The sequence below is a fragment of the Aeromonas sp. R4-1 genome (assembly GCF_040908325.1).
GTDB classification, from domain to species: domain Bacteria; phylum Pseudomonadota; class Gammaproteobacteria; order Enterobacterales; family Aeromonadaceae; genus Aeromonas; species Aeromonas veronii.
The window spans coordinates 1-17,183 of the sequence record NZ_JBFODM010000038.1 but is presented as its reverse complement, the minus strand read 5'-3'; the positions used below and the strand labels follow the sequence as shown (position 1 = coordinate 17,183).

The 17,183-nt window shown below is 54.3% G+C and carries 31 protein-coding genes; 30 read left to right on the top strand and 1 reads right to left on the bottom strand.

The features are described from left to right. The first annotated feature begins 77 nt into the window (after positions 1 to 77). Complete coding sequence (gene ompR, locus AB5Y90_RS05635; RefSeq protein ID WP_005340625.1) at positions 78 to 800, top strand: two-component system response regulator OmpR; 723 nt, start codon at positions 78 to 80, stop codon at positions 798 to 800. Next, a complete protein-coding gene (gene envZ / locus AB5Y90_RS05630; RefSeq protein ID WP_139747017.1) occupies positions 797 to 2,107 on the top strand; it encodes a two-component system sensor histidine kinase EnvZ in 1,311 nt (436 codons plus the stop codon). Before ompR ends, envZ begins: the two co-directional genes overlap by 4 nt. Before the next feature lie 37 nt (positions 2,108 to 2,144). Here the strand turns inward: envZ and AB5Y90_RS05625 are convergent, their stop codons facing one another. Beyond that, a complete protein-coding gene (locus AB5Y90_RS05625) occupies positions 2,145 to 3,059 on the bottom strand; it encodes a DMT family transporter (RefSeq protein WP_005355344.1) in 915 nt (304 codons plus the stop codon). Between the two features lie 356 nt (positions 3,060 to 3,415). On the opposite strand from AB5Y90_RS05625, the gene rpsJ reads away from it, so the two are divergent. The 28 genes from rpsJ (at position 3,416) to rplQ (ending at position 17,039) form a co-directional block, all read left to right on the top strand. Then, positions 3,416 to 3,727, top strand: coding sequence for a 30S ribosomal protein S10 (gene rpsJ, locus AB5Y90_RS05620; protein WP_005307944.1), 312 nt, complete (start codon positions 3,416 to 3,418; stop codon positions 3,725 to 3,727). A 22-nt stretch (positions 3,728 to 3,749) separates the two neighbouring features. Continuing rightward, positions 3,750 to 4,382, top strand: a complete 633-nt coding sequence (gene rplC / locus AB5Y90_RS05615) for a 50S ribosomal protein L3 (protein ID WP_005340620.1) — start codon at positions 3,750 to 3,752, stop codon at positions 4,380 to 4,382. A 17-nt stretch (positions 4,383 to 4,399) separates the two neighbouring features. Next, complete coding sequence (rplD, locus tag AB5Y90_RS05610) at positions 4,400 to 5,005, top strand: 50S ribosomal protein L4 (RefSeq protein ID WP_005340616.1); 606 nt, start codon at positions 4,400 to 4,402, stop codon at positions 5,003 to 5,005. After that, on the top strand, positions 5,005 to 5,304 hold the full coding sequence (gene rplW / locus AB5Y90_RS05605; RefSeq protein ID WP_342690021.1) for a 50S ribosomal protein L23: 300 nt from the start codon (positions 5,005 to 5,007) through the stop codon (positions 5,302 to 5,304). Before rplD ends, rplW begins: the two co-directional genes overlap by 1 nt. Before the next feature lie 15 nt (positions 5,305 to 5,319). Then, positions 5,320 to 6,141, top strand: coding sequence for a 50S ribosomal protein L2 (gene rplB, locus AB5Y90_RS05600; protein WP_005340614.1), 822 nt, complete (start codon positions 5,320 to 5,322; stop codon positions 6,139 to 6,141). A gap of 22 nt (positions 6,142 to 6,163) precedes the next feature. Continuing rightward, a complete protein-coding gene (gene rpsS / locus AB5Y90_RS05595) occupies positions 6,164 to 6,442 on the top strand; it encodes a 30S ribosomal protein S19 (protein WP_005307960.1) in 279 nt (92 codons plus the stop codon). A gap of 10 nt (positions 6,443 to 6,452) precedes the next feature. Continuing rightward, on the top strand, positions 6,453 to 6,797 hold the full coding sequence (gene rplV / locus AB5Y90_RS05590; protein ID WP_005319741.1) for a 50S ribosomal protein L22: 345 nt from the start codon (positions 6,453 to 6,455) through the stop codon (positions 6,795 to 6,797). A 3-nt stretch (positions 6,798 to 6,800) separates the two neighbouring features. After that, the gene (gene rpsC, locus AB5Y90_RS05585; protein WP_005307962.1) at positions 6,801 to 7,514 is read left to right on the top strand and encodes a 30S ribosomal protein S3; all 714 of its coding nucleotides are present in this window, start codon (positions 6,801 to 6,803) and stop codon (positions 7,512 to 7,514) included. 13 nt (positions 7,515 to 7,527) lie between these two features. Continuing rightward, the gene (gene rplP / locus AB5Y90_RS05580; protein ID WP_005340612.1) at positions 7,528 to 7,941 is read left to right on the top strand and encodes a 50S ribosomal protein L16; all 414 of its coding nucleotides are present in this window, start codon (positions 7,528 to 7,530) and stop codon (positions 7,939 to 7,941) included. Further along, a complete protein-coding gene (gene rpmC / locus AB5Y90_RS05575) occupies positions 7,941 to 8,132 on the top strand; it encodes a 50S ribosomal protein L29 (protein ID WP_005307965.1) in 192 nt (63 codons plus the stop codon). The genes rplP and rpmC overlap by 1 nt, the downstream gene beginning before the upstream one ends. Beyond that, complete coding sequence (rpsQ, locus tag AB5Y90_RS05570; protein ID WP_005307966.1) at positions 8,132 to 8,380, top strand: 30S ribosomal protein S17; 249 nt, start codon at positions 8,132 to 8,134, stop codon at positions 8,378 to 8,380. The genes rpmC and rpsQ overlap by 1 nt, the downstream gene beginning before the upstream one ends. A 147-nt stretch (positions 8,381 to 8,527) precedes the next feature. Then, entirely contained in the window at positions 8,528 to 8,896 is a 369-nt protein-coding gene (rplN, locus tag AB5Y90_RS05565; RefSeq protein ID WP_005307975.1) for a 50S ribosomal protein L14, read from the top strand. Positions 8,897 to 8,907: 11 nt separating this feature from the next. Beyond that, the gene (gene rplX / locus AB5Y90_RS05560; RefSeq protein ID WP_005307977.1) at positions 8,908 to 9,225 is read left to right on the top strand and encodes a 50S ribosomal protein L24; all 318 of its coding nucleotides are present in this window, start codon (positions 8,908 to 8,910) and stop codon (positions 9,223 to 9,225) included. Positions 9,226 to 9,238: 13 nt separating this feature from the next. After that, on the top strand, positions 9,239 to 9,778 hold the full coding sequence (gene rplE, locus AB5Y90_RS05555) for a 50S ribosomal protein L5 (RefSeq protein ID WP_005331162.1): 540 nt from the start codon (positions 9,239 to 9,241) through the stop codon (positions 9,776 to 9,778). Between the two features lie 10 nt (positions 9,779 to 9,788). Further along, a complete protein-coding gene (gene rpsN / locus AB5Y90_RS05550) occupies positions 9,789 to 10,094 on the top strand; it encodes a 30S ribosomal protein S14 (RefSeq protein ID WP_005340609.1) in 306 nt (101 codons plus the stop codon). 21 nt (positions 10,095 to 10,115) lie between these two features. Continuing rightward, the gene (gene rpsH, locus AB5Y90_RS05545; protein WP_005307980.1) at positions 10,116 to 10,508 is read left to right on the top strand and encodes a 30S ribosomal protein S8; all 393 of its coding nucleotides are present in this window, start codon (positions 10,116 to 10,118) and stop codon (positions 10,506 to 10,508) included. Positions 10,509 to 10,521: 13 nt separating this feature from the next. Next, a complete protein-coding gene (gene rplF, locus AB5Y90_RS05540) occupies positions 10,522 to 11,055 on the top strand; it encodes a 50S ribosomal protein L6 (RefSeq protein ID WP_005340607.1) in 534 nt (177 codons plus the stop codon). Between the two features lie 9 nt (positions 11,056 to 11,064). Further along, positions 11,065 to 11,418, top strand: coding sequence for a 50S ribosomal protein L18 (gene rplR / locus AB5Y90_RS05535; RefSeq protein WP_005340606.1), 354 nt, complete (start codon positions 11,065 to 11,067; stop codon positions 11,416 to 11,418). Positions 11,419 to 11,432: 14 nt separating this feature from the next. Next, a complete protein-coding gene (gene rpsE / locus AB5Y90_RS05530; RefSeq protein ID WP_005340605.1) occupies positions 11,433 to 11,933 on the top strand; it encodes a 30S ribosomal protein S5 in 501 nt (166 codons plus the stop codon). 6 nt (positions 11,934 to 11,939) lie between these two features. Further along, complete coding sequence (rpmD, locus tag AB5Y90_RS05525; RefSeq protein ID WP_005307985.1) at positions 11,940 to 12,119, top strand: 50S ribosomal protein L30; 180 nt, start codon at positions 11,940 to 11,942, stop codon at positions 12,117 to 12,119. 2 nt (positions 12,120 to 12,121) lie between these two features. Next, positions 12,122 to 12,559 (top strand): 50S ribosomal protein L15, encoded by a 438-nt coding sequence (rplO, locus tag AB5Y90_RS05520; RefSeq protein ID WP_005340604.1) that lies wholly within the window; start codon positions 12,122 to 12,124, stop codon positions 12,557 to 12,559. Positions 12,560 to 12,567: 8 nt separating this feature from the next. Next, positions 12,568 to 13,896 carry a preprotein translocase subunit SecY gene (secY, locus tag AB5Y90_RS05515; protein ID WP_005340602.1) on the top strand — a complete coding sequence of 443 codons (1,329 nt, stop codon included), beginning with the start codon at positions 12,568 to 12,570 and terminating at the stop codon, positions 13,894 to 13,896. 27 nt (positions 13,897 to 13,923) lie between these two features. Next, the gene (rpmJ, locus tag AB5Y90_RS05510) at positions 13,924 to 14,037 is read left to right on the top strand and encodes a 50S ribosomal protein L36 (protein WP_005319705.1); all 114 of its coding nucleotides are present in this window, start codon (positions 13,924 to 13,926) and stop codon (positions 14,035 to 14,037) included. A gap of 139 nt (positions 14,038 to 14,176) precedes the next feature. Continuing rightward, positions 14,177 to 14,533, top strand: a complete 357-nt coding sequence (rpsM, locus tag AB5Y90_RS05505; RefSeq protein ID WP_005307991.1) for a 30S ribosomal protein S13 — start codon at positions 14,177 to 14,179, stop codon at positions 14,531 to 14,533. 14 nt (positions 14,534 to 14,547) lie between these two features. After that, a complete protein-coding gene (gene rpsK / locus AB5Y90_RS05500; RefSeq protein WP_005307993.1) occupies positions 14,548 to 14,937 on the top strand; it encodes a 30S ribosomal protein S11 in 390 nt (129 codons plus the stop codon). A 39-nt stretch (positions 14,938 to 14,976) separates the two neighbouring features. After that, entirely contained in the window at positions 14,977 to 15,597 is a 621-nt protein-coding gene (gene rpsD / locus AB5Y90_RS05495) for a 30S ribosomal protein S4 (RefSeq protein ID WP_005340600.1), read from the top strand. A 25-nt stretch (positions 15,598 to 15,622) separates the two neighbouring features. Next, positions 15,623 to 16,612, top strand: a complete 990-nt coding sequence (gene rpoA / locus AB5Y90_RS05490; RefSeq protein ID WP_005307997.1) for a DNA-directed RNA polymerase subunit alpha — start codon at positions 15,623 to 15,625, stop codon at positions 16,610 to 16,612. A 43-nt stretch (positions 16,613 to 16,655) separates the two neighbouring features. Then, entirely contained in the window at positions 16,656 to 17,039 is a 384-nt protein-coding gene (gene rplQ, locus AB5Y90_RS05485) for a 50S ribosomal protein L17 (protein WP_005307999.1), read from the top strand. Positions 17,040 to 17,183: the final 144 nt, after the last annotated feature.

Sequence of the window (17,183 nt, the reverse complement as noted above, 5' to 3'; positions counted from 1 at the left end):
GGTAACATATTTGTGCTTTGCTCCCGCTATATCCCCCCCTAGTATTGGGGGCAGCTAAAGAATGAAGAGGCAAAGCAATGAGTCAGCAGCAATACAAGGTCCTGGTCGTGGACGATGACCTGAAATTACGTTCCCTGTTGGAACGCTATCTCACCGAGCAGGGATTCGTAGTGCGCGGCGTGGCCAATGGCGAGCAGGCCGATCGCTTGCTGACTCGTGAAAACTTCAGCCTGATGGTGCTCGACCTGATGCTGCCGGGGGAGGATGGGCTCTCCATCTGCCGCCGTCTGCGCGAGGCTGGCAACCAGATCCCGGTGCTGATGCTCACCGCCAAGGGGGATGAAGTGGATCGCATCGTCGGGCTCGAGATGGGGGCTGATGACTATCTGCCCAAGCCGTTTAACCCCCGCGAACTGCTGGCGCGGATCCGTGCCGTGCTGCGCCGCCATACCGTCGAGCTGCCGGGGGCCCCTTCTGCTGCAGAGAAGGTGGTCAACTTCGGCGCCTTTCAACTCAATCTGGCGACCCGCGAGCTGAGCCGGGATGGCGAGCCGATGGCGCTCACCAGCGGTGAATTTGCGGTGCTCAAAGTGCTGGTCAGCCATCCGCGTGAACCGCTCTCCCGCGACAAGCTGATGAATCTGGCCCGTGGCCGCGAATACACCGCCACCGAGCGCAGCATCGACGTGCAGGTCTCTCGCCTGCGCCGCCTGCTGGAACAGGATCCGGCCCAGCCCCGCTATCTGCAGACCGTCTGGGGTCTGGGGTATGTGTTCGTGCCAGATGGTGACGGTGCATGAAAAAGGTCGGCAGCATGTTCTCACGCATGCTCTGGTTTCTGGCCGCCGTTCTGGTGGTCTATCAAGCAGTCTCCTACGTCACCTTCTATAACTATCTGCTGGCACCAACCGTCAAGCAGATCAGTCACTTGCTGGCCAACCAGGTCAAGCTGATCTTTCCGGTCAACACTGAACAACTGGCACTGAGCGAAGATGCCGAGGCGCTGGTCTATGTGACGACCGGTACCGACATCTATACCCAGAGCGAGGCGGTGCAGCATGGCTTCAACGAGGCCAAGCCGTACCCCTATCTGGAGGAGAACATCAGCCGCGAGCTGGGTGGCCCGGCCAAGGTGCGGGTCGAGATCCAGGATCACTACATCATCTGGATCCAGCCGCCGCAGGCCAGCAAAATCTGGGTGCGGATCCCGCTGACCGAGATCGAAGATGACGATATCGAACCCCTCATCATCTATCTGAGCGTGCTGCTGGTGATCACCCTGTTTGCGGCCTGGCGCTTTGCCCGGCAGTTGGTGCGCCCGCTCGAGGATCTCGAAGCTGGCGCTGTTGCGGTGGCCAGAGGCCATTTCCCCGAGGCGCTGGGGGAGCTGGGTTCACGAGAAGTAAGGCGACTGACCCGCACCTTCAACCATATGTCGCACTCCATCAAGAGCCTGATCGAAGAGCGTAACCTGATGATGGCGGGGGTCTCCCATGATCTGCGTACCCCGCTGACCCGCATCCGGCTGGCGACCGAGATGATGTCCTCCGGTGACGAGTACCTCAAGGAGAGCATCAACGCCGACATTGATGAGTCCAATGCCATCATCGATCAGTTCATCGATTACATCCGCCCGGATGAGGGCCAGGATCTGGAGCCGATCGACCTGACCCAGCTGGTGCACGATACCTTGCTGATCTACTCGGAGCAGGGGCTGGAGGTCGATCTGGCGCTGCCGCAAGAGGCGGTGCGGGTGGCCTGCAATCCGGTCAGTATCCGGCGGGTGTTGAACAACCTCTCAAGCAACTCGCAGCGCTATGGGGCGAGCCGCTTGCATGCCGAGCTCAAGGACGATGGGCACTGGGTGCGCCTGCGCCTCTCCGATGATGGCCCCGGCATTCCGGAGCAGGACTATTCCCGGGTGCTCAAGCCGTTTACTCAGGGGAATGTGGCGCGTACCGTTGGCGGCAGTGGCTTGGGGTTGGCCATCGTGGCCAAGATAGTCGCCCAGCACCATGGCACTATCCGGTTGGGAAGCTCGGAGCTCGGCGGCCTGCTGGTCGAGATGCGGCTGCCGAAACATCAGCCACAGGAGTGGATGGATTGAGAGAAGGGCGTATCCGTGGATACGCCCTTCTGCATGGTCAGCTTTTGGTTTCGACTGATGCTCGATAGCGTTTGCCGTACTTGAGCTGCTGGATCAGCAGGGCGGCAACGATGAGCGCCAACCCGATGGGGGTGGCCGGATGGATGGCTTCGCCGATCAGCAGATTGAGCAGCACCAGTGAGGCAAACGGCGAGATAAAGATGAGGTTGCTGATGGGAGCCGTGTTGGTGGCATGGCGCAGCGCCATCAGCCAGAGCACGAAACCGAAGCCCATTTCGAACAGTCCCACATAGATGGCTCCAGCCCATCCCTGCCAGGCGGTCATGGCAAAATCGGAGAGCAACCAGGTTGCAACGACGATAAAAGGCAGGCTGATCATAAAGCCGAGCAACAGGCTGACGATGGGATCGCCCTGATTGCGGGTGTTGAGGATCCAGTAGCTGGCCCAGATGAGGGTCGAGACCAGCGCCAGCGTCACGCCGAGGGGGCTGTCGAACTGGAGGCCGAATACATCCCCTCTGGTGGCGATCACCAGTGCGCCAAAGTAGCCGAGCACGATGGCGACGCCATCGCGCCGACGCAGCTTCTGGCCGAGGAAGGGGACGGCCAGCAGACTGAGGGTAATGGCCCAGGTGTAGTTGAGGGTCTGTGCCTGCTGGGCAGGCAGCAGATCATAGGCTTTGAACAGCAACAGGTAATAGAGAAAGGGATTCAGCACGCCCAGAGTCAGGTAGTAGAAAGGGCGGGCCTTGATGTAGCTCCCCAGCAGCGGCAGTTTGCCCTGTTTGGCGACGACGGCTGTCAGCGTGAGAGTCGAGGTGAAGGCGGCCACAAGCAACAGTTGCACAGGTTCGAAATAGGCGAGGGAGATCTTGAAGGCTGTGGCGACCGTCGACCAGAGGGCAACGGCGCAAAGGCCATACTGATAGGCTTTCTTTTGATCTTTGAGCATGGGATGTCGTTCCACTGACAGAGGCAAGCGCACAGTCTACCAGTCTGCTTGTAACATTGTCGTTACCTTGGTGTCGGCAGCAGAGTGTGTTGCCGCAGGCGAGATCCATCTGTCACATAAAACTGCGCATAATCTGTTCGCTCTCCCTTGCGCAAATTTGAAAAATCCGTATAATCCCCTCCGCTTACCCATGAGGTAAGCCAGACGATATGTCTGCTGCTGAGTTTCCTGTTTACAGGAGCCAGCCATACAGTCCTCCCGATATGGGGGGAAACGTGAAAAATCACACCTCTGGCGGGAGCAATCTCGGTCGGGCGGTGTTGATTTATGTTCTTTTATCTATTGGAGCTCTGTCAATGCAGAACCAAAGAATCCGTATCCGCCTGAAGGCTTTTGATCATCGCCTGATTGATCAATCCACTGCGGAAATCGTTGAAACTGCTAAGCGCACTGGCGCGCAGGTTCGCGGTCCTATTCCGCTGCCGACTCGCAAAGAGCGCTTCACCGTCCTGATCTCCCCGCACGTCAACAAAGATGCGCGTGATCAGTACGAGATCCGCACTCACAAGCGTCTGGTAGACATCGTTGAGCCGACTGACAAGACCGTAGACGCCCTGATGCGTCTGGATCTGGCAGCTGGTGTAGACGTCCAGATCAGCCTGGGTTAATTACGGAAAGAGGTTGATAACAATGACAATCGGTCTTGTAGGTCGCAAAGTGGGTATGACTCGCATCTTCACTGAAGATGGCGTTTCTATCCCGGTGACTGTTATCGAAGTTGAAGCTAACCGTGTAACTCAGGTCAAATCTGTAGAAACCGACGGCTACAACGCTATTCAGGTTACCACTGGCGCCAAGAAAGCCAGCCGTGTGACCAAGCCGGAAGCTGGCCACTTCGCCAAAGCTGGTGTAGAAGCCGGTCGCGGTCTGTGGGAATTCCGCCTGAACAACGGTGAAACTTTCACTGTTGGTAGCGAGCTGAAAGTAGATCTTCTCGCTGACGTTAAGCTGGTAGACGTTACCGGCACATCCAAAGGTAAGGGCTTTGCTGGTACTGTTAAGCGCCACAACTTCCGCACCCAGGATATGACCCACGGTAACTCCTTGTCTCACCGCGTTCCGGGTTCTATCGGTCAGAACCAGACTCCGGGTCGTGTATTCAAGGGCAAAAAGATGGCTGGTCACATGGGTGCTGAGCGTGTAACGACTCAGAACCTGGAACTGGTTCGTGTTGACGCTGAACGCAACCTGCTGCTCATCAAAGGTGCAGTACCGGGTGCAACCAACGGCAACGTGATCGTCAAACCTGCCGTCAAAGCGTAACGTCTGAGGAGATAGTAATGGAATTGGTAATGAAAGACGCCAAGAGCGCTCTTGAAGTTTCCGAGACTACCTTCGGGCGCGAATTCAACGAAGCTCTGGTTCACCAGGTCGTCGTTGCATATGCCGCTGGTGCCCGTCAGGGTACTCGTGCGCAGCTGACTCGCTCTGAAGTGTCTGGTGGCGGCAAAAAGCCGTGGCGTCAGAAGGGTACTGGTCGTGCCCGTGCTGGCTCCATCCGTTCGCCCATCTGGCGTTCCGGTGGTGTGACTTTTGCTGCTAAGCCGCAAGATCACAGCCAGAAAGTAAACAAGAAGATGTACCGCGGCGCTATCCGTAGCATTCTGTCCGAGCTGGTACGTCAAGAGCGCCTGATCGTTGTTGAGAAGTTCGGCATCGAAGCTCCGAAGACCAAAGAACTGATCGCCAAGCTGAAAGAAATGGAACTGACTGACGTTCTGATCGTGACTGCTGAAGTCGATGAGAACCTGTTCCTGGCTGCTCGCAACCTGTACAAAGTTGACGTGCGTGACGTTGCCGGTATCGACCCGGTCAGCCTGATCGCTTTCGACAAGGTTCTGATGACTGCTGACGCAGTTAAGCAAATCGAGGAGATGCTGGCATGATCCGTGAAGAGCGTCTGCTGAAAGTTCTGAAGGCTCCGCACATCTCTGAAAAGAGCACCATGGTTGCAGAAAAGCAGAACACTATCGTGTTCAAAGTTGCTGTTGATGCTACCAAGGCGGAAGTCAAAGCTGCAGTTGCGAAACTGTTCGAGGTCGAAGTTGAGACCGTCCGTACCCTGAACATGAAGGGTAAGACCAAGCGCGCAGGTGCACGCGTAGGCCGTCGTTCCGATTGGAAAAAGGCTTATGTGACCCTGAAAGCTGGTCAGGACATCGACTTCATGGGCGCAGCCGAGTAAGAGGAGTTCTCAAAAATGGCAATCGTTAAGTGCAAGCCTACTTCTCCGGGCCGCCGCCACGTCGTCAAGATCGTCAATCAAGAGCTGTACAAGGGCAAGCCCTTCGCCGCTCTGCTGGACAGCAAAAGCAAGTCCGGTGGTCGTAACAACAACGGCCGTATCACTACCCGTCATATCGGTGGTGGTCACAAGCAGCACTACCGTATCGTCGACTTCAAGCGCGACAAAGACGGTATCCCGGCTAAAGTAGAGCGCCTGGAATACGATCCGAACCGTACCGCTAACATCGCTCTGGTGTTGTATGCAGACGGTGAGCGTCGTTACATCCTGGCTCCGAAAGGCCTGAAAGCTGGTGACGCGATCGCTTCTGGTGCTGATGCAGCCATCAAGGTAGGTAACGCCCTGCCGATGCGCAACATCCCGGTTGGTTCTACCGTTCACGCTGTAGAGATGAAGCCTGGTAAAGGTGCCCAGCTGGCTCGTTCCGCTGGTACTTTCATCCAGATCCTGGCTCGTGAAGGTAACTATGTAACTCTGCGTCTGCGTTCCGGCGAAGTACGTAAAGTTCTGGCCGAGTGCCGCGCTACCATCGGTGAAGTCGGTAACTCCGAGCACATGTTGCGTCAACTGGGTAAAGCCGGTGCAAACCGCTGGCGTGGTATTCGTCCGACCGTTCGCGGTATGGCGATGAACCCGGTTGACCACCCGCACGGTGGTGGTGAGGGTCGTAACAAGGGCATGCAGCCTGTGTCCCCATGGGGCCAGAAGGCTAAAGGCTTCAAGACCCGTAAGAACAAGCGTACCGACAAGTACATCGTACGTCGTCGTAACAAGTAATTGTTAACATAGAGGAATCACCATGCCACGTTCTCTCAAGAAGGGTCCATTTATTGACCTGCACTTGCTGAAGAAGGTAGAGAAAGCGGTGGAAAGCGGGGATAAAAAGCCGGTTAAAACCTGGTCCCGTCGTTCAATGATCATCCCGAACATGATCGGTTTGACCATCGCTGTCCATAATGGTCGTCAGCACGTTCCGGTTTTCGTTACCGAAGAAATGATCGGTCACAAACTGGGTGAATTCGCACCGACTCGTACTTATCGCGGCCATGCTGCTGATAAGAAGGCTAAGAAGCGCTAAGGGATAAATGATGGAAGCTATCGCTAAACACCGTTATGCCCGTACTTCTGCCCAGAAAGCTCGTCTGGTAGCCGATCAAGTACGTGGTCTGTCCGTAGACAAGGCTCTGAATATCCTGACCTTCAGCCCGAAAAAGGCTGCAGTGCTGGTTAAGAAAGTGCTGGAATCTGCCATTGCAAACGCTGAGCACAACGAAGGCGCCGATATCGACGCGCTGCGTGTTGCTACTATCATGGTCGACGAAGGTCCCTCCATGAAGCGCATCCGTCCGCGTGCCAAAGGTCGTGCGGATCGTATCCTCAAGCGTACCGCTCACATCACTGTAGTGGTATCCGACGCTAAGGCTGGGAGATAAGCAATGGGTCAGAAAGTACATCCTAATGGCATTCGCCTGGGTATTACCAAGCCTTGGAATTCTACCTGGTTCGCGAACACCAAAGACTTCGCTGACAACCTGTACAGCGATTTTCAAGTACGCCAGTTCCTGACCAAGGAACTGAAAAACGCGTCCTTGTCCAAGATCACCATTGAGCGTCCGGCCAAGAGCATCCGTGTGACCATTCACACCGCTCGTCCGGGTGTTGTCATCGGTAAGAAAGGCGAAGACGTTGAGAAACTGCGCAAAGCTGTAGCCACTATTGCTGGCGTGCCTGCTCAGATCAACATTTCCGAAGTCCGCAAGCCGGAGCTGGATGGCAAACTGGTTGCCGACAGCATCACTTCCCAGCTGGAGCGTCGTGTAATGTTCCGTCGTGCTATGAAGCGCGCCGTACAGAACGCAATGCGCCTGGGTGCCAAGGGCATCAAAGTGGAAGTTTCCGGTCGTCTGGGCGGCGCTGAAATCGCGCGTACCGAATGGTACCGTGAAGGTCGTGTGCCGTTGCACACCCTGCGTGCCGACATCGACTACGCAACTTCTGAAGCCCACACCACTTACGGTGTGATCGGCGTTAAAGTTTGGATCTTCAAGGGCGAAGTTCTGGGCGGTCTGGCTGCTGTTAACGCTGCCGCTGCTCAAGAGCAAGCTCCTGCAAAGCCCAAGCGTGACAACAAGCGCCGCGCTGCTAAGTAAGGAGATTCGGTAAATGTTGCAACCTAAGCGTACTAAATTCCGCAAGACCCACAAGGGTCGTAACCGCGGTCTGGCCACCTCTGGTAACGAAGTATCCTTCGGTACCTTTGGCCTGAAGGCGACATCCCGTGGTCAACTGACTGCTCGTCAAATCGAAGCAGCCCGTCGTGCCATGACCCGTCACGTTAAGCGTCAAGGTAAGATCTGGATCCGTGTGTTCCCGGACAAGCCCATCACCGAAAAGCCCCTCGAAGTTCGTATGGGTAAAGGTAAGGGTAACGTGGAATACTGGGTTTGCCCGATCCAGCCTGGCAAGGTTCTGTACGAGATGGACGGTGTACCTGAGGCTCTGGCGCGTGAAGCGTTTGCCCTGGCCGCAGCTAAGCTGTCTGTTCAGACCACTTTCGTAATTAAGACGGTGATGTGATGAAAGCCCAAGATCTGCGTCAAAAGAGCGTCGAAGAACTGAACCAGGAGCTGCTGGGCCTGCTGCGTGAGCAATTCAACATGCGCATGCAAGCGTCCACCGGCCAGCTGGCTCAGACTCACACTCTGAAACAAGTGCGTCGTGACGTCGCACGTATCAAGACTGTACTGACTGAGAAGGCAGGTGCGTAATGACTGACAAGATCCGTACTCTGCAAGGTCGTGTAATCAGCGACAAGATGGACAAGTCCATCACTGTTGCTATCGAGCGCAAGGTAAAGCACCCGATCTACGGTAAGATCATCAAGCGCACTACCAAGCTGCACGTGCATGACGAAAACAACGAGTGCAAAGCTGGTGACCTCGTGGAAATCCGCGAATGCCGCCCGCTGTCCAAGACCAAGTCCTGGACCCTGGTTGCCGTTGTAGAAAAGGCCTAATCGGTACTTTGTAGTCCAAGCGGCCCCTTTCAGGGGCCGTTTGTTTTTTAGGCTACCTTTTCTGAAAATCCTGTGTTATAGTTTCGCGCCTTTTGAAGGCAGCCAGATCCCATTAGGGATAAGAAGTAAACAAAGCGGAGCACTAAGATGATCCAGATGCAAAGTATGCTGGGTGTTGCCGACAACTCCGGCGCTCGCAGTGTAATGTGTATTAAGGTTCTGGGTGGCTCGCACCGCCGTTACGCCGGCATCGGCGACATCATCAAGGTTTCCATCAAGGAAGCCATTCCTCGCGGTAAAGTGAAGAAAGGTGATGTGTATAACGCGGTGGTCGTACGCACCCGTAAAGGCGTTCGTCGTCCGGACGGCTCTGTCATCCGTTTCGACAACAATGCGGCTGTGTTGCTTAACAACAACCAACAGCCAATCGGTACTCGTATTTTTGGCCCGGTGACCCGTGAACTGCGTAATGAGAAGTTCATGAAGATTGTGTCCCTGGCACCCGAAGTACTGTAAGGAGTCGAACGATGGCAGCTAAAATCCGTCGCGAAGACGAAGTGATTGTTCTTACCGGCAAAGACAAGGGCAAGCGTGGCAAAGTCACTCAAGTCCTGATTGCAAAAGGTAAGGTAATCGTGGAAGGCATCAACCAGGTGAAGAAACACCAGAAGCCGGTACCCGCACTGGGTCAGGCTGGCGGTATCGTCACCAAAGAAGCCCCCATCGATGTATCAAACGTAGCGCTGTTCAACTCTGCCACTGGCAAAGCTGACCGCGTTGGTTTCCGGATTGAAGACGGCAAAAAAGTCCGTTTCTTCAAATCCACCGGCGAACTTGTGAAGTAATTGGAGTTTAACGATGGCGAAACTGCATGATTACTACAAATCCGATGTAGTAAATGAACTGTCCAAGCAGTTCGGTTACAAGACTATCATGCAAGTCCCTCGGATCGAGAAAATCACCCTGAACATGGGTGTTGGTGAAGCGATCTCTGACAAGAAATTGCTGGAAAATGCTGCTGCCGATATGGCTGCCATTTCCGGTCAGAAGCCGCTGATCACCAAAGCTCGCAAATCTGTTGCGGGCTTCAAGATTCGTGAAGGCTACCCGATAGGTTGTAAAGTAACCCTGCGTGGCGAGCGTATGTGGGAGTTCCTGGAACGGCTGATCTGCATCTCCGTACCGCGTATCCGTGACTTCCGTGGCCTGAACGCTAAAGCGTTCGACGGTCGTGGTAACTACTCCATGGGCGTGCGTGAGCAGATCATCTTCCCGGAAATCGACTATGACAAAGTCGATCGCGTCCGTGGTCTGGATATCACCATCACCACTTCCGCGAATACCGATGAAGAAGGCCGTGCTCTGCTGGCTGCCTTTAACTTCCCATTCCGCAAGTAAGGTTAGGGTTATGGCTAAAACATCCATGAAAGCGCGCGAAGCAAAGCGTGCCAAGCTGGTAGCCAAGTACGCGACCAAGCGTGCCGAGCTGAAAGCTATCATCGTTGACATGAACGCTTCTGAAGAAGCGCGTTGGGATGCTGTACTGCAACTGCAACAGCTGCCCCGTGATTCCAGTCCGTCCCGCCAGCGTAACCGTTGCAATATTACTGGTCGTCCGCACGGTTTCCTGCGCAAGTTTGGCCTGTCTCGCATCAAGGTGCGTGAGCATGCCATGAAGGGCGAAATTCCGGGCCTGAAGAAGGCTTCTTGGTAACGAATCTCGGGAGTTAGACTTATGAGCATGCAAGATCCGATCGCGGATATGCTGACCCGCATCCGTAACGGTCAGGCGGCGAGCAAAGTTGCGGTTTCCATGCCTTCTTCCAAGCTGAAAGTGGCTATCGCCAAAGTGCTGAAAGAAGAAGGTTACATCGCTGGCTACTCCGTAGCTGGTGACGTGAAGCCGGAACTGGAAATTGAACTGAAATATTTCCAGGGCAAGCCAGTTGTAGAACTGATCCAACGCGTAAGCCGTCCAGGCCTGCGTATTTACAAGCGCACTACTGATCTGCCGAAAGTTATGGGCGGTCTCGGTGTTGCTATCGTGTCCACGTCTAAAGGTGTGATGACTGACCGTGCTGCTCGCAAAGCAAGCATGGGCGGTGAGATCATCTGCTACGTCGCTTAATAGGAGGTAGGAAATGTCTCGTGTTGCTAAGGCACCCGTCACTATTCCTGCTGGCGTAGAGGTGACTCTGAACGGCCAGGAACTGACCATCAAAGGTGGTAAAGGTTCTCTGGTTCGCTCTATTCACGCCGGTGTAGAAGTGACCAAAGAAGACAATGTACTGAAGTTCGCCCCGCGCGGCAGCATCGCTGGTGCTGACGCTCAGGCCGGTACTGCCCGTGCATTGGTCAACAACATGGTAATCGGTGTTACCCAAGGCTTCGAGCGCAAGCTGCAGCTGGTTGGTGTAGGTTATAAAGCCTCCATCAAGGGCAATGCTGTTGCGCTGGCTCTGGGCTTCTCTCACCCGGTAGAGCATGCGCTGCCGGCTGGTGTGACCGCTGAGTGCCCGACTGCTACAGAAATCGTTCTGCGTGGCGTCGACAAGCAGCTGGTTGGCCAAGTCGCCGCCGATATCCGTGCTTACCGCGCTCCGGAGCCCTACAAGGGCAAGGGTGTACGCTATGCCAACGAGCAAGTGCGTACTAAAGAAGCTAAGAAGAAGTAAGGTAACACTATGGACAAGAAAGCAGCTCGTCTCCGTCGTGCTACTCGTGCTCGGAAAAAGATGCAGGAACTGGGAGCTACCCGTCTGGTTGTTCACCGTACCCCGCGTCATATCTATGCGCAGGTTATTGCAGCCAACGGTTCCGAAGTTCTGGCCTCTGCTTCCACAGTAGAGAAAGCCATCAGTGAAGCTCTGAAATACACCGGTAACGCAGATGCTGCTACCGCTGTAGGTAAGGCTATCGCTGAGCGTGCTATTGCCAAAGGCGTTCAGAACGTATCTTTCGATCGTTCCGGTTTCAAGTATCACGGTCGCATCGCTGCCCTGGCAGCTGCCGCACGTGACGCTGGTCTTCAGTTCTAAGCTAGGAGTCGAAGATGGCTAAAGTCGAATCTCAAGCCGGCGAACTGCAAGAAAAGCTCATTGCAGTAAACCGTGTTTCGAAAACTGTTAAAGGTGGTCGTATCATGTCCTTCACCGCGTTGACCGTGGTGGGTGATGGTAACGGCCGTGTAGGTTACGGTTACGGTAAAGCCCGTGAAGTTCCGGCTGCTATTCAAAAAGCAATGGAACAGGCTAAGCGTAACCTGAACAAGGTTGAGCTGAACAACGGCACTCTGCACCACCCGGTGCGTGGTGTTCACTCTGGCTCCACCGTGTTCATGAAGCCGGCCTCCCAAGGTACTGGTATCATTGCAGGCGGCGCCATGCGTGCTGTTCTGGAAGTTGCCGGTATCCACAACGTGCTGGCCAAGACCTACGGTTCCACCAACCCAATCAACGTTGTTCGCGCTACTGTAGACGCTCTGGTTCACGGTCAATCACCGGAACAGATCGCTGCCAAGCGTGGTCTGCGCGTTGAAGAAATTCTGGGGTAATGCGACATGGCTAACACTGTAAAAGTAACTCAAACTCGCAGCTCTATCGGCCGTCTGCCAAAGCACAAGGCGACTCTGCGTGGTCTGGGTCTGCGTCGCATTGGTCACACCGTTGAGCTGGAAGATACTCCTTGCGTACGCGGCATGATCAACCAGGTTTATTACATGGTTAAGGTGGAGGGCTAAGCATGCGTCTGAACACTCTGTCTCCGGCCGCTGGTTCCAAGCCTGAAAAACAACGTCGTGGTCGTGGTATCGGCTCCGGCCTGGGCAAGACTGGTGGTCGTGGTGTTAAAGGCCAGACCTCTCGTTCCGGTGGCGGTAAAGTCCGCAACGGTTTCGAAGGCGGCCAGATGCCTTTGAAAATCCGTCTGCCGAAGTTCGGTTTCTTCTCTCGCAAATCTTTGGTTTCTGCCGAAGTGCGTCTGAACGAAATCGCCCTGGTAGAAGGTGATGTGGTCGACCTGAGCACTCTGAAGCAAGCCGGTGTTGTTACTAAGAACATCGTGTTCGCTAAAGTTGTTCTGTCAGGCAACATTGACCGTGCTGTGACCGTTCGTGGTCTGTCCGTCACCAAAGGTGCACGCGCAGCCATCGAGGCCGCTGGCGGTAAAATCGAGGAATAATCAGTACAATGGCTAAGAAACCAGGATTGGATGTTAAAGCACAGGGTGGTCTGAGTGAACTGAAGAGCCGTCTGCTCTTCGTTCTCGGGGCGATTATCGTTTTCCGTGCAGGCTCTTATGTGCCGATTCCTGGTATTGACGCCGCCGTACTGGCCGAGTTGTTCCAGCAACAGAAGGGCACCATCATTGAGATGTTCAACATGTTCAGTGGTGGTGCACTCTCGCGTGCTTCTATTCTTGCGTTGGGGATCATGCCGTACATTTCGGCGTCGATCATTATCCAGCTGCTGACAGTGGTTCACCCCGCTCTTGCTGAACTCAAGAAAGAAGGTGAATCCGGCCGTCGCAAGATTAGCCAATATACCCGTTGGGGCACGCTGGTTTTGGGAACTTTCCAGGCCATTGGTATTGCAACCGGTCTGCCGAATATGATGCATGGACTCGTGACTAATCCGGGTCTAGGCTTCTATTTCACAGCGGTTGTGAGTCTGGTCACCGGTACCATGTTTTTGATGTGGTTGGGTGAGCAGATTACCGAGCGTGGGATTGGTAATGGTATCTCGTTGATTATTTTCACAGGTATCGTTGCTGGTCTGCCGCATGCCATTGGCGCTACGGCCGAACAGGCACGTCAAGGGGAATTGCACATCCTGCTGTTGTTGTTGCTGGGCTTGATTGTTTTCGCAGTGACTTACTTTGTGGTGTTCGTAGAGCGTGGTCAGCGTCGTATCGTCGTTAACTATGCCAAGCGTCAACAAGGCCGCCAGGTATTTGCCGCGCAAAGCACACACCTGCCGTTGAAAGTGAATATGGCTGGTGTGATTCCTGCGATTTTCGCATCCAGTATCATCCTCTTCCCGGGGACCATTACCTCTTGGTTTGGTCAGGGTGAGGGTAAAGTAGCTGATATCTTGCAACAGGTCTCTATGGTCCTGCAGCCGGGTCAACCGCTTTACGAGATGCTGTATGCAGCAGCCATTATCTTCTTCTGCTTCTTCTATACCGCGCTGGTGTTCAACCCCCGCGAGACAGCAGATAATCTGAAGAAGAGTGGAGCCTTTATCCCGGGGATTCGCCCGGGCGAGCAGACAGCACGTTACATCGATAAGGTTATGACTCGCCTGACATTGGCAGGTGCGCTCTATATAACCTTTATCTGTCTGGTACCCCAGTTCTTGATGACTGCCTGGAACGTACAGTTCTACTTCGGTGGCACTTCGCTGCTGATTATCGTGGTAGTTATCATGGACTTCATGGCTCAGGTACAAACCCATATGATGTCTCATCAATATGGCGACGTCCTGAGGAAGGCCAACCTGAAGGGCTACGGCCGCTAAAGGTCGGCGTAGTTACGGAGTTAAGCAATGAAAGTTCGTGCTTCCGTTAAGGCAATCTGCCGTAACTGCAAAATCATCAAGCGTCACGGTGTGGTGCGTGTGATTTGCAGCGAGCCAAAGCATAAACAGCGCCAAGGCTAATTTTTTACGGTTAGTACTTGCAACAAATAGTTGTGCTGGCTAATATAGCCAGCCAACTTTTGTTGTGTATTGGTTGACCGCCACGTATCCGCTCACGGGCTTTGTGGTGGTCGTAATCTACTATATGTAGGAGTGAATAGTGGCCCGTATCGCTGGCATTAACATTCCTGACCATAAGCATGCAGTCATCGCTTTGACTGCGATTTATGGCGTCGGTCGTACCCGCTCCAAGGCCATCTGTGCCGCAGCCGGTATCGCTGAGAATGTGAAAATTAAAGACCTGGACGAAGCTCAGATCGAGAGTCTGCGTGAACAAGTAGGTAAATTCACCGTTGAAGGTGACCTGCGTCGTCAGATTTCCATGAACATCAAGCGATTGATGGATCTGGGTTGCTACCGTGGTTTGCGTCACCGTCGTAGCCTGCCTGTTCGTGGTCAACGTACCAAGACCAACGCTCGTACCCGTAAGGGTCCGCGCAAGGCTATCAAGAAGTAACGGGAAGGTAGAAAATGGCTAAAACTCCGACTCGTGCTCGCAAGCGCGTTAAAAAGCAAGTGAGCGACGGTATTGCGCACGTTCATGCATCTTTCAACAACACAATCGTGACCATTACTGACCGTCAGGGCAATGCTCTGTCTTGGGCTACTTCTGGTGGTTCCGGTTTCCGTGGTTCTCGTAAGTCCACCCCGTTCGCTGCTCAGGTAGCTGCCGAGCGCGCTGGTGAGATGGCCAAAGAATATGGCGTCAAGAACCTGGAAGTCATGGTCAAAGGTCCGGGTCCCGGTCGTGAGTCTTCCATCCGCGCCCTGAACGCGGCTGGTTTCCGCATCACTAACATTACTGATGTGACTCCGATCCCGCACAACGGTTGTCGTCCTCCCAAGAAGCGCCGCGTATAACGCTGTAGCTACTTGGTCTAGGATTGTTGGAGAAAGAAGATGGCAAGATATATCGGTCCTAAGCTTAAGCTTAGCCGTCGTGAGGGCACCGACCTCTTCCTGAAGTCAGGTGTTCGTGCGATTGATTCTAAGTGCAAGATTGACACCGCCCCTGGTCAGCACGGTGCGCGTAAAGCGCGCCTGTCCGACTACGGTGTTCAGCTGCGCGAGAAACAAAAAGTTCGTCGTATCTACGGCGTATTGGAAAAACAGTTCCGCAACTACTACCGCGACGCTGCCCGTCAAAAGGGTAACACCGGTGAAAACCTGTTGCAGCTGCTGGAAGGTCGTTTGGACAACGTTGTTTACCGTATGGGCTTCGGCGCTACCCGTGCTGAATCTCGTCAGCTGGTGAGCCACAAGGCCATCATGGTAAACGGTCGCGTTGTGAACATTCCTTCTTTCCAGGTTTCCCCTGAGGACGTGATCTGCGTTCGTGAGAAGGCTAAGAAGCAAGCGCGTATCAAAGCTTCCCTGGAAGTTGCTGGTCAGCGTGAGAAGCCGACTTGGGTAGAGGTTGACGCCGCTAAAATGGAAGGTGCTTTCAAGCGTCTGCCAGAGCGTTCCGACCTGTCTGCCGACATTAACGAACAGCTGATCGTCGAGCTTTACTCCAAGTAAAGCTAGCTTCTAAAGAGAGGACACAATGCTGGGTTCTGTAACAGATTTTCTTAAACCGCGGCTAGTTGACATCGAGCAAGTTAGCCCGACTCATGCGAAAGTGACTCTTGAGCCACTCGAGCGTGGCTTTGGTCACACGCTGGGCAACGCCCTGCGTCGTATTTTGCTGTCATCTATGCCCGGTTGTGCAGTTACTGAAGTCGAAATTGACGGGGTACTGCATGAGTACAGCAGCAAAGAAGGTGTACAGGAAGACATTCTTGAAATCCTGCTCAACCTGAAAGGTATCGCTGTGAAGCTGGAAGGCAAGGACGAGGTAACTCTGTCCCTGACCAAGTCTGGAACAGGCCCCGTTACCGCTGGTGATATCACTCACGGTGATGAAGTCGAGATCGTAAACCCGGAGCACGTAATCTGCCATCTGACTGGTGCCAATGCTGAAATCAGCATGCGCCTGAAAGTTCAGCGTGGTCGTGGTTATGTGCCTGCTTCTGCTCGTGTTCACAACGATGACGAAGAGCGCCCTATTGGTCGCCTGCTGCTGGACTCCGCGTTCAGCCCCATCGTTCGTATTGCCTACAATGTTGAGGCAGCACGTGTGGAACAGCGTACCGACTTGGACAAGCTGGTCATCGACATGGAGACCAATGGTACCCTGGATCCTGAAGAAGCCATCCGTCGTTCTGCCACTATCTTGGCCGAGCAACTGGAAGCCTTCGTGGATCTGCGCGATGTCAGCGTGCCCGAGAAGAAAGAAGAGAAACCCGAGTTTGATCCGATTCTGCTACGTCCTGTCGATGATTTGGAGCTGACAGTTCGTTCTGCGAACTGTCTGAAGGCAGAAGCTATCCACTATATTGGTGATCTGGTACAGCGTACCGAAGTTGAGTTGCTTAAGACTCCTAACCTCGGTAAGAAGTCCCTGACTGAGATCAAGGACGTGTTGGCCTCCCGTGGTCTGTCTCTTGGCATGCGCCTTGAGAACTGGCCGCCCGCCAGCATCGCTGACGAGTAATCCAGATTACGGGTTTCACAGATTTAGTTAGAAGGATAAGGTCATGCGCCATCGTTTGAGTGGTCGTCAACTGAACCGGAACAGCAGCCATCGTCAGGCAATGTTCCGCAACATGGCCAGCTCCCTGGTTCGTCATGAGATCATCAAGACGACTCTGCCTAAGGCAAAAGAGCTGCGTCGTGTAGTTGAACCGCTGATCACCCTTGCCAAGACTGATAGCGTTGCTAATCGTCGCCTGGCATTTGCCCGTACTCGCGACAACGCGATCGTGGCTAAGCTGTTCAATGAACTGGGCCCGCGCTACCTGGAGCGCGCCGGCGGTTATACTCGCATTCTGAAATGCGGTTTCCGTGCAGGCGACAACGCCCCTATGGCTTATATTGAGCTGGTAGACCGCCCGGCCGCTGCTGAAGCAGCTGCTGAGTGATAAAGAAAAAGCCGGGCTTGTCCCGGCTTTTCTTTTCATGAATTCTGATACTGCCTCAACTGCCTCAACTGCCTCAACTGCCTCAACTGCCTCAACTGCCTCAACTGCCTCAACTGCCTCAACTGCCTCAACTGCCTCAACTGC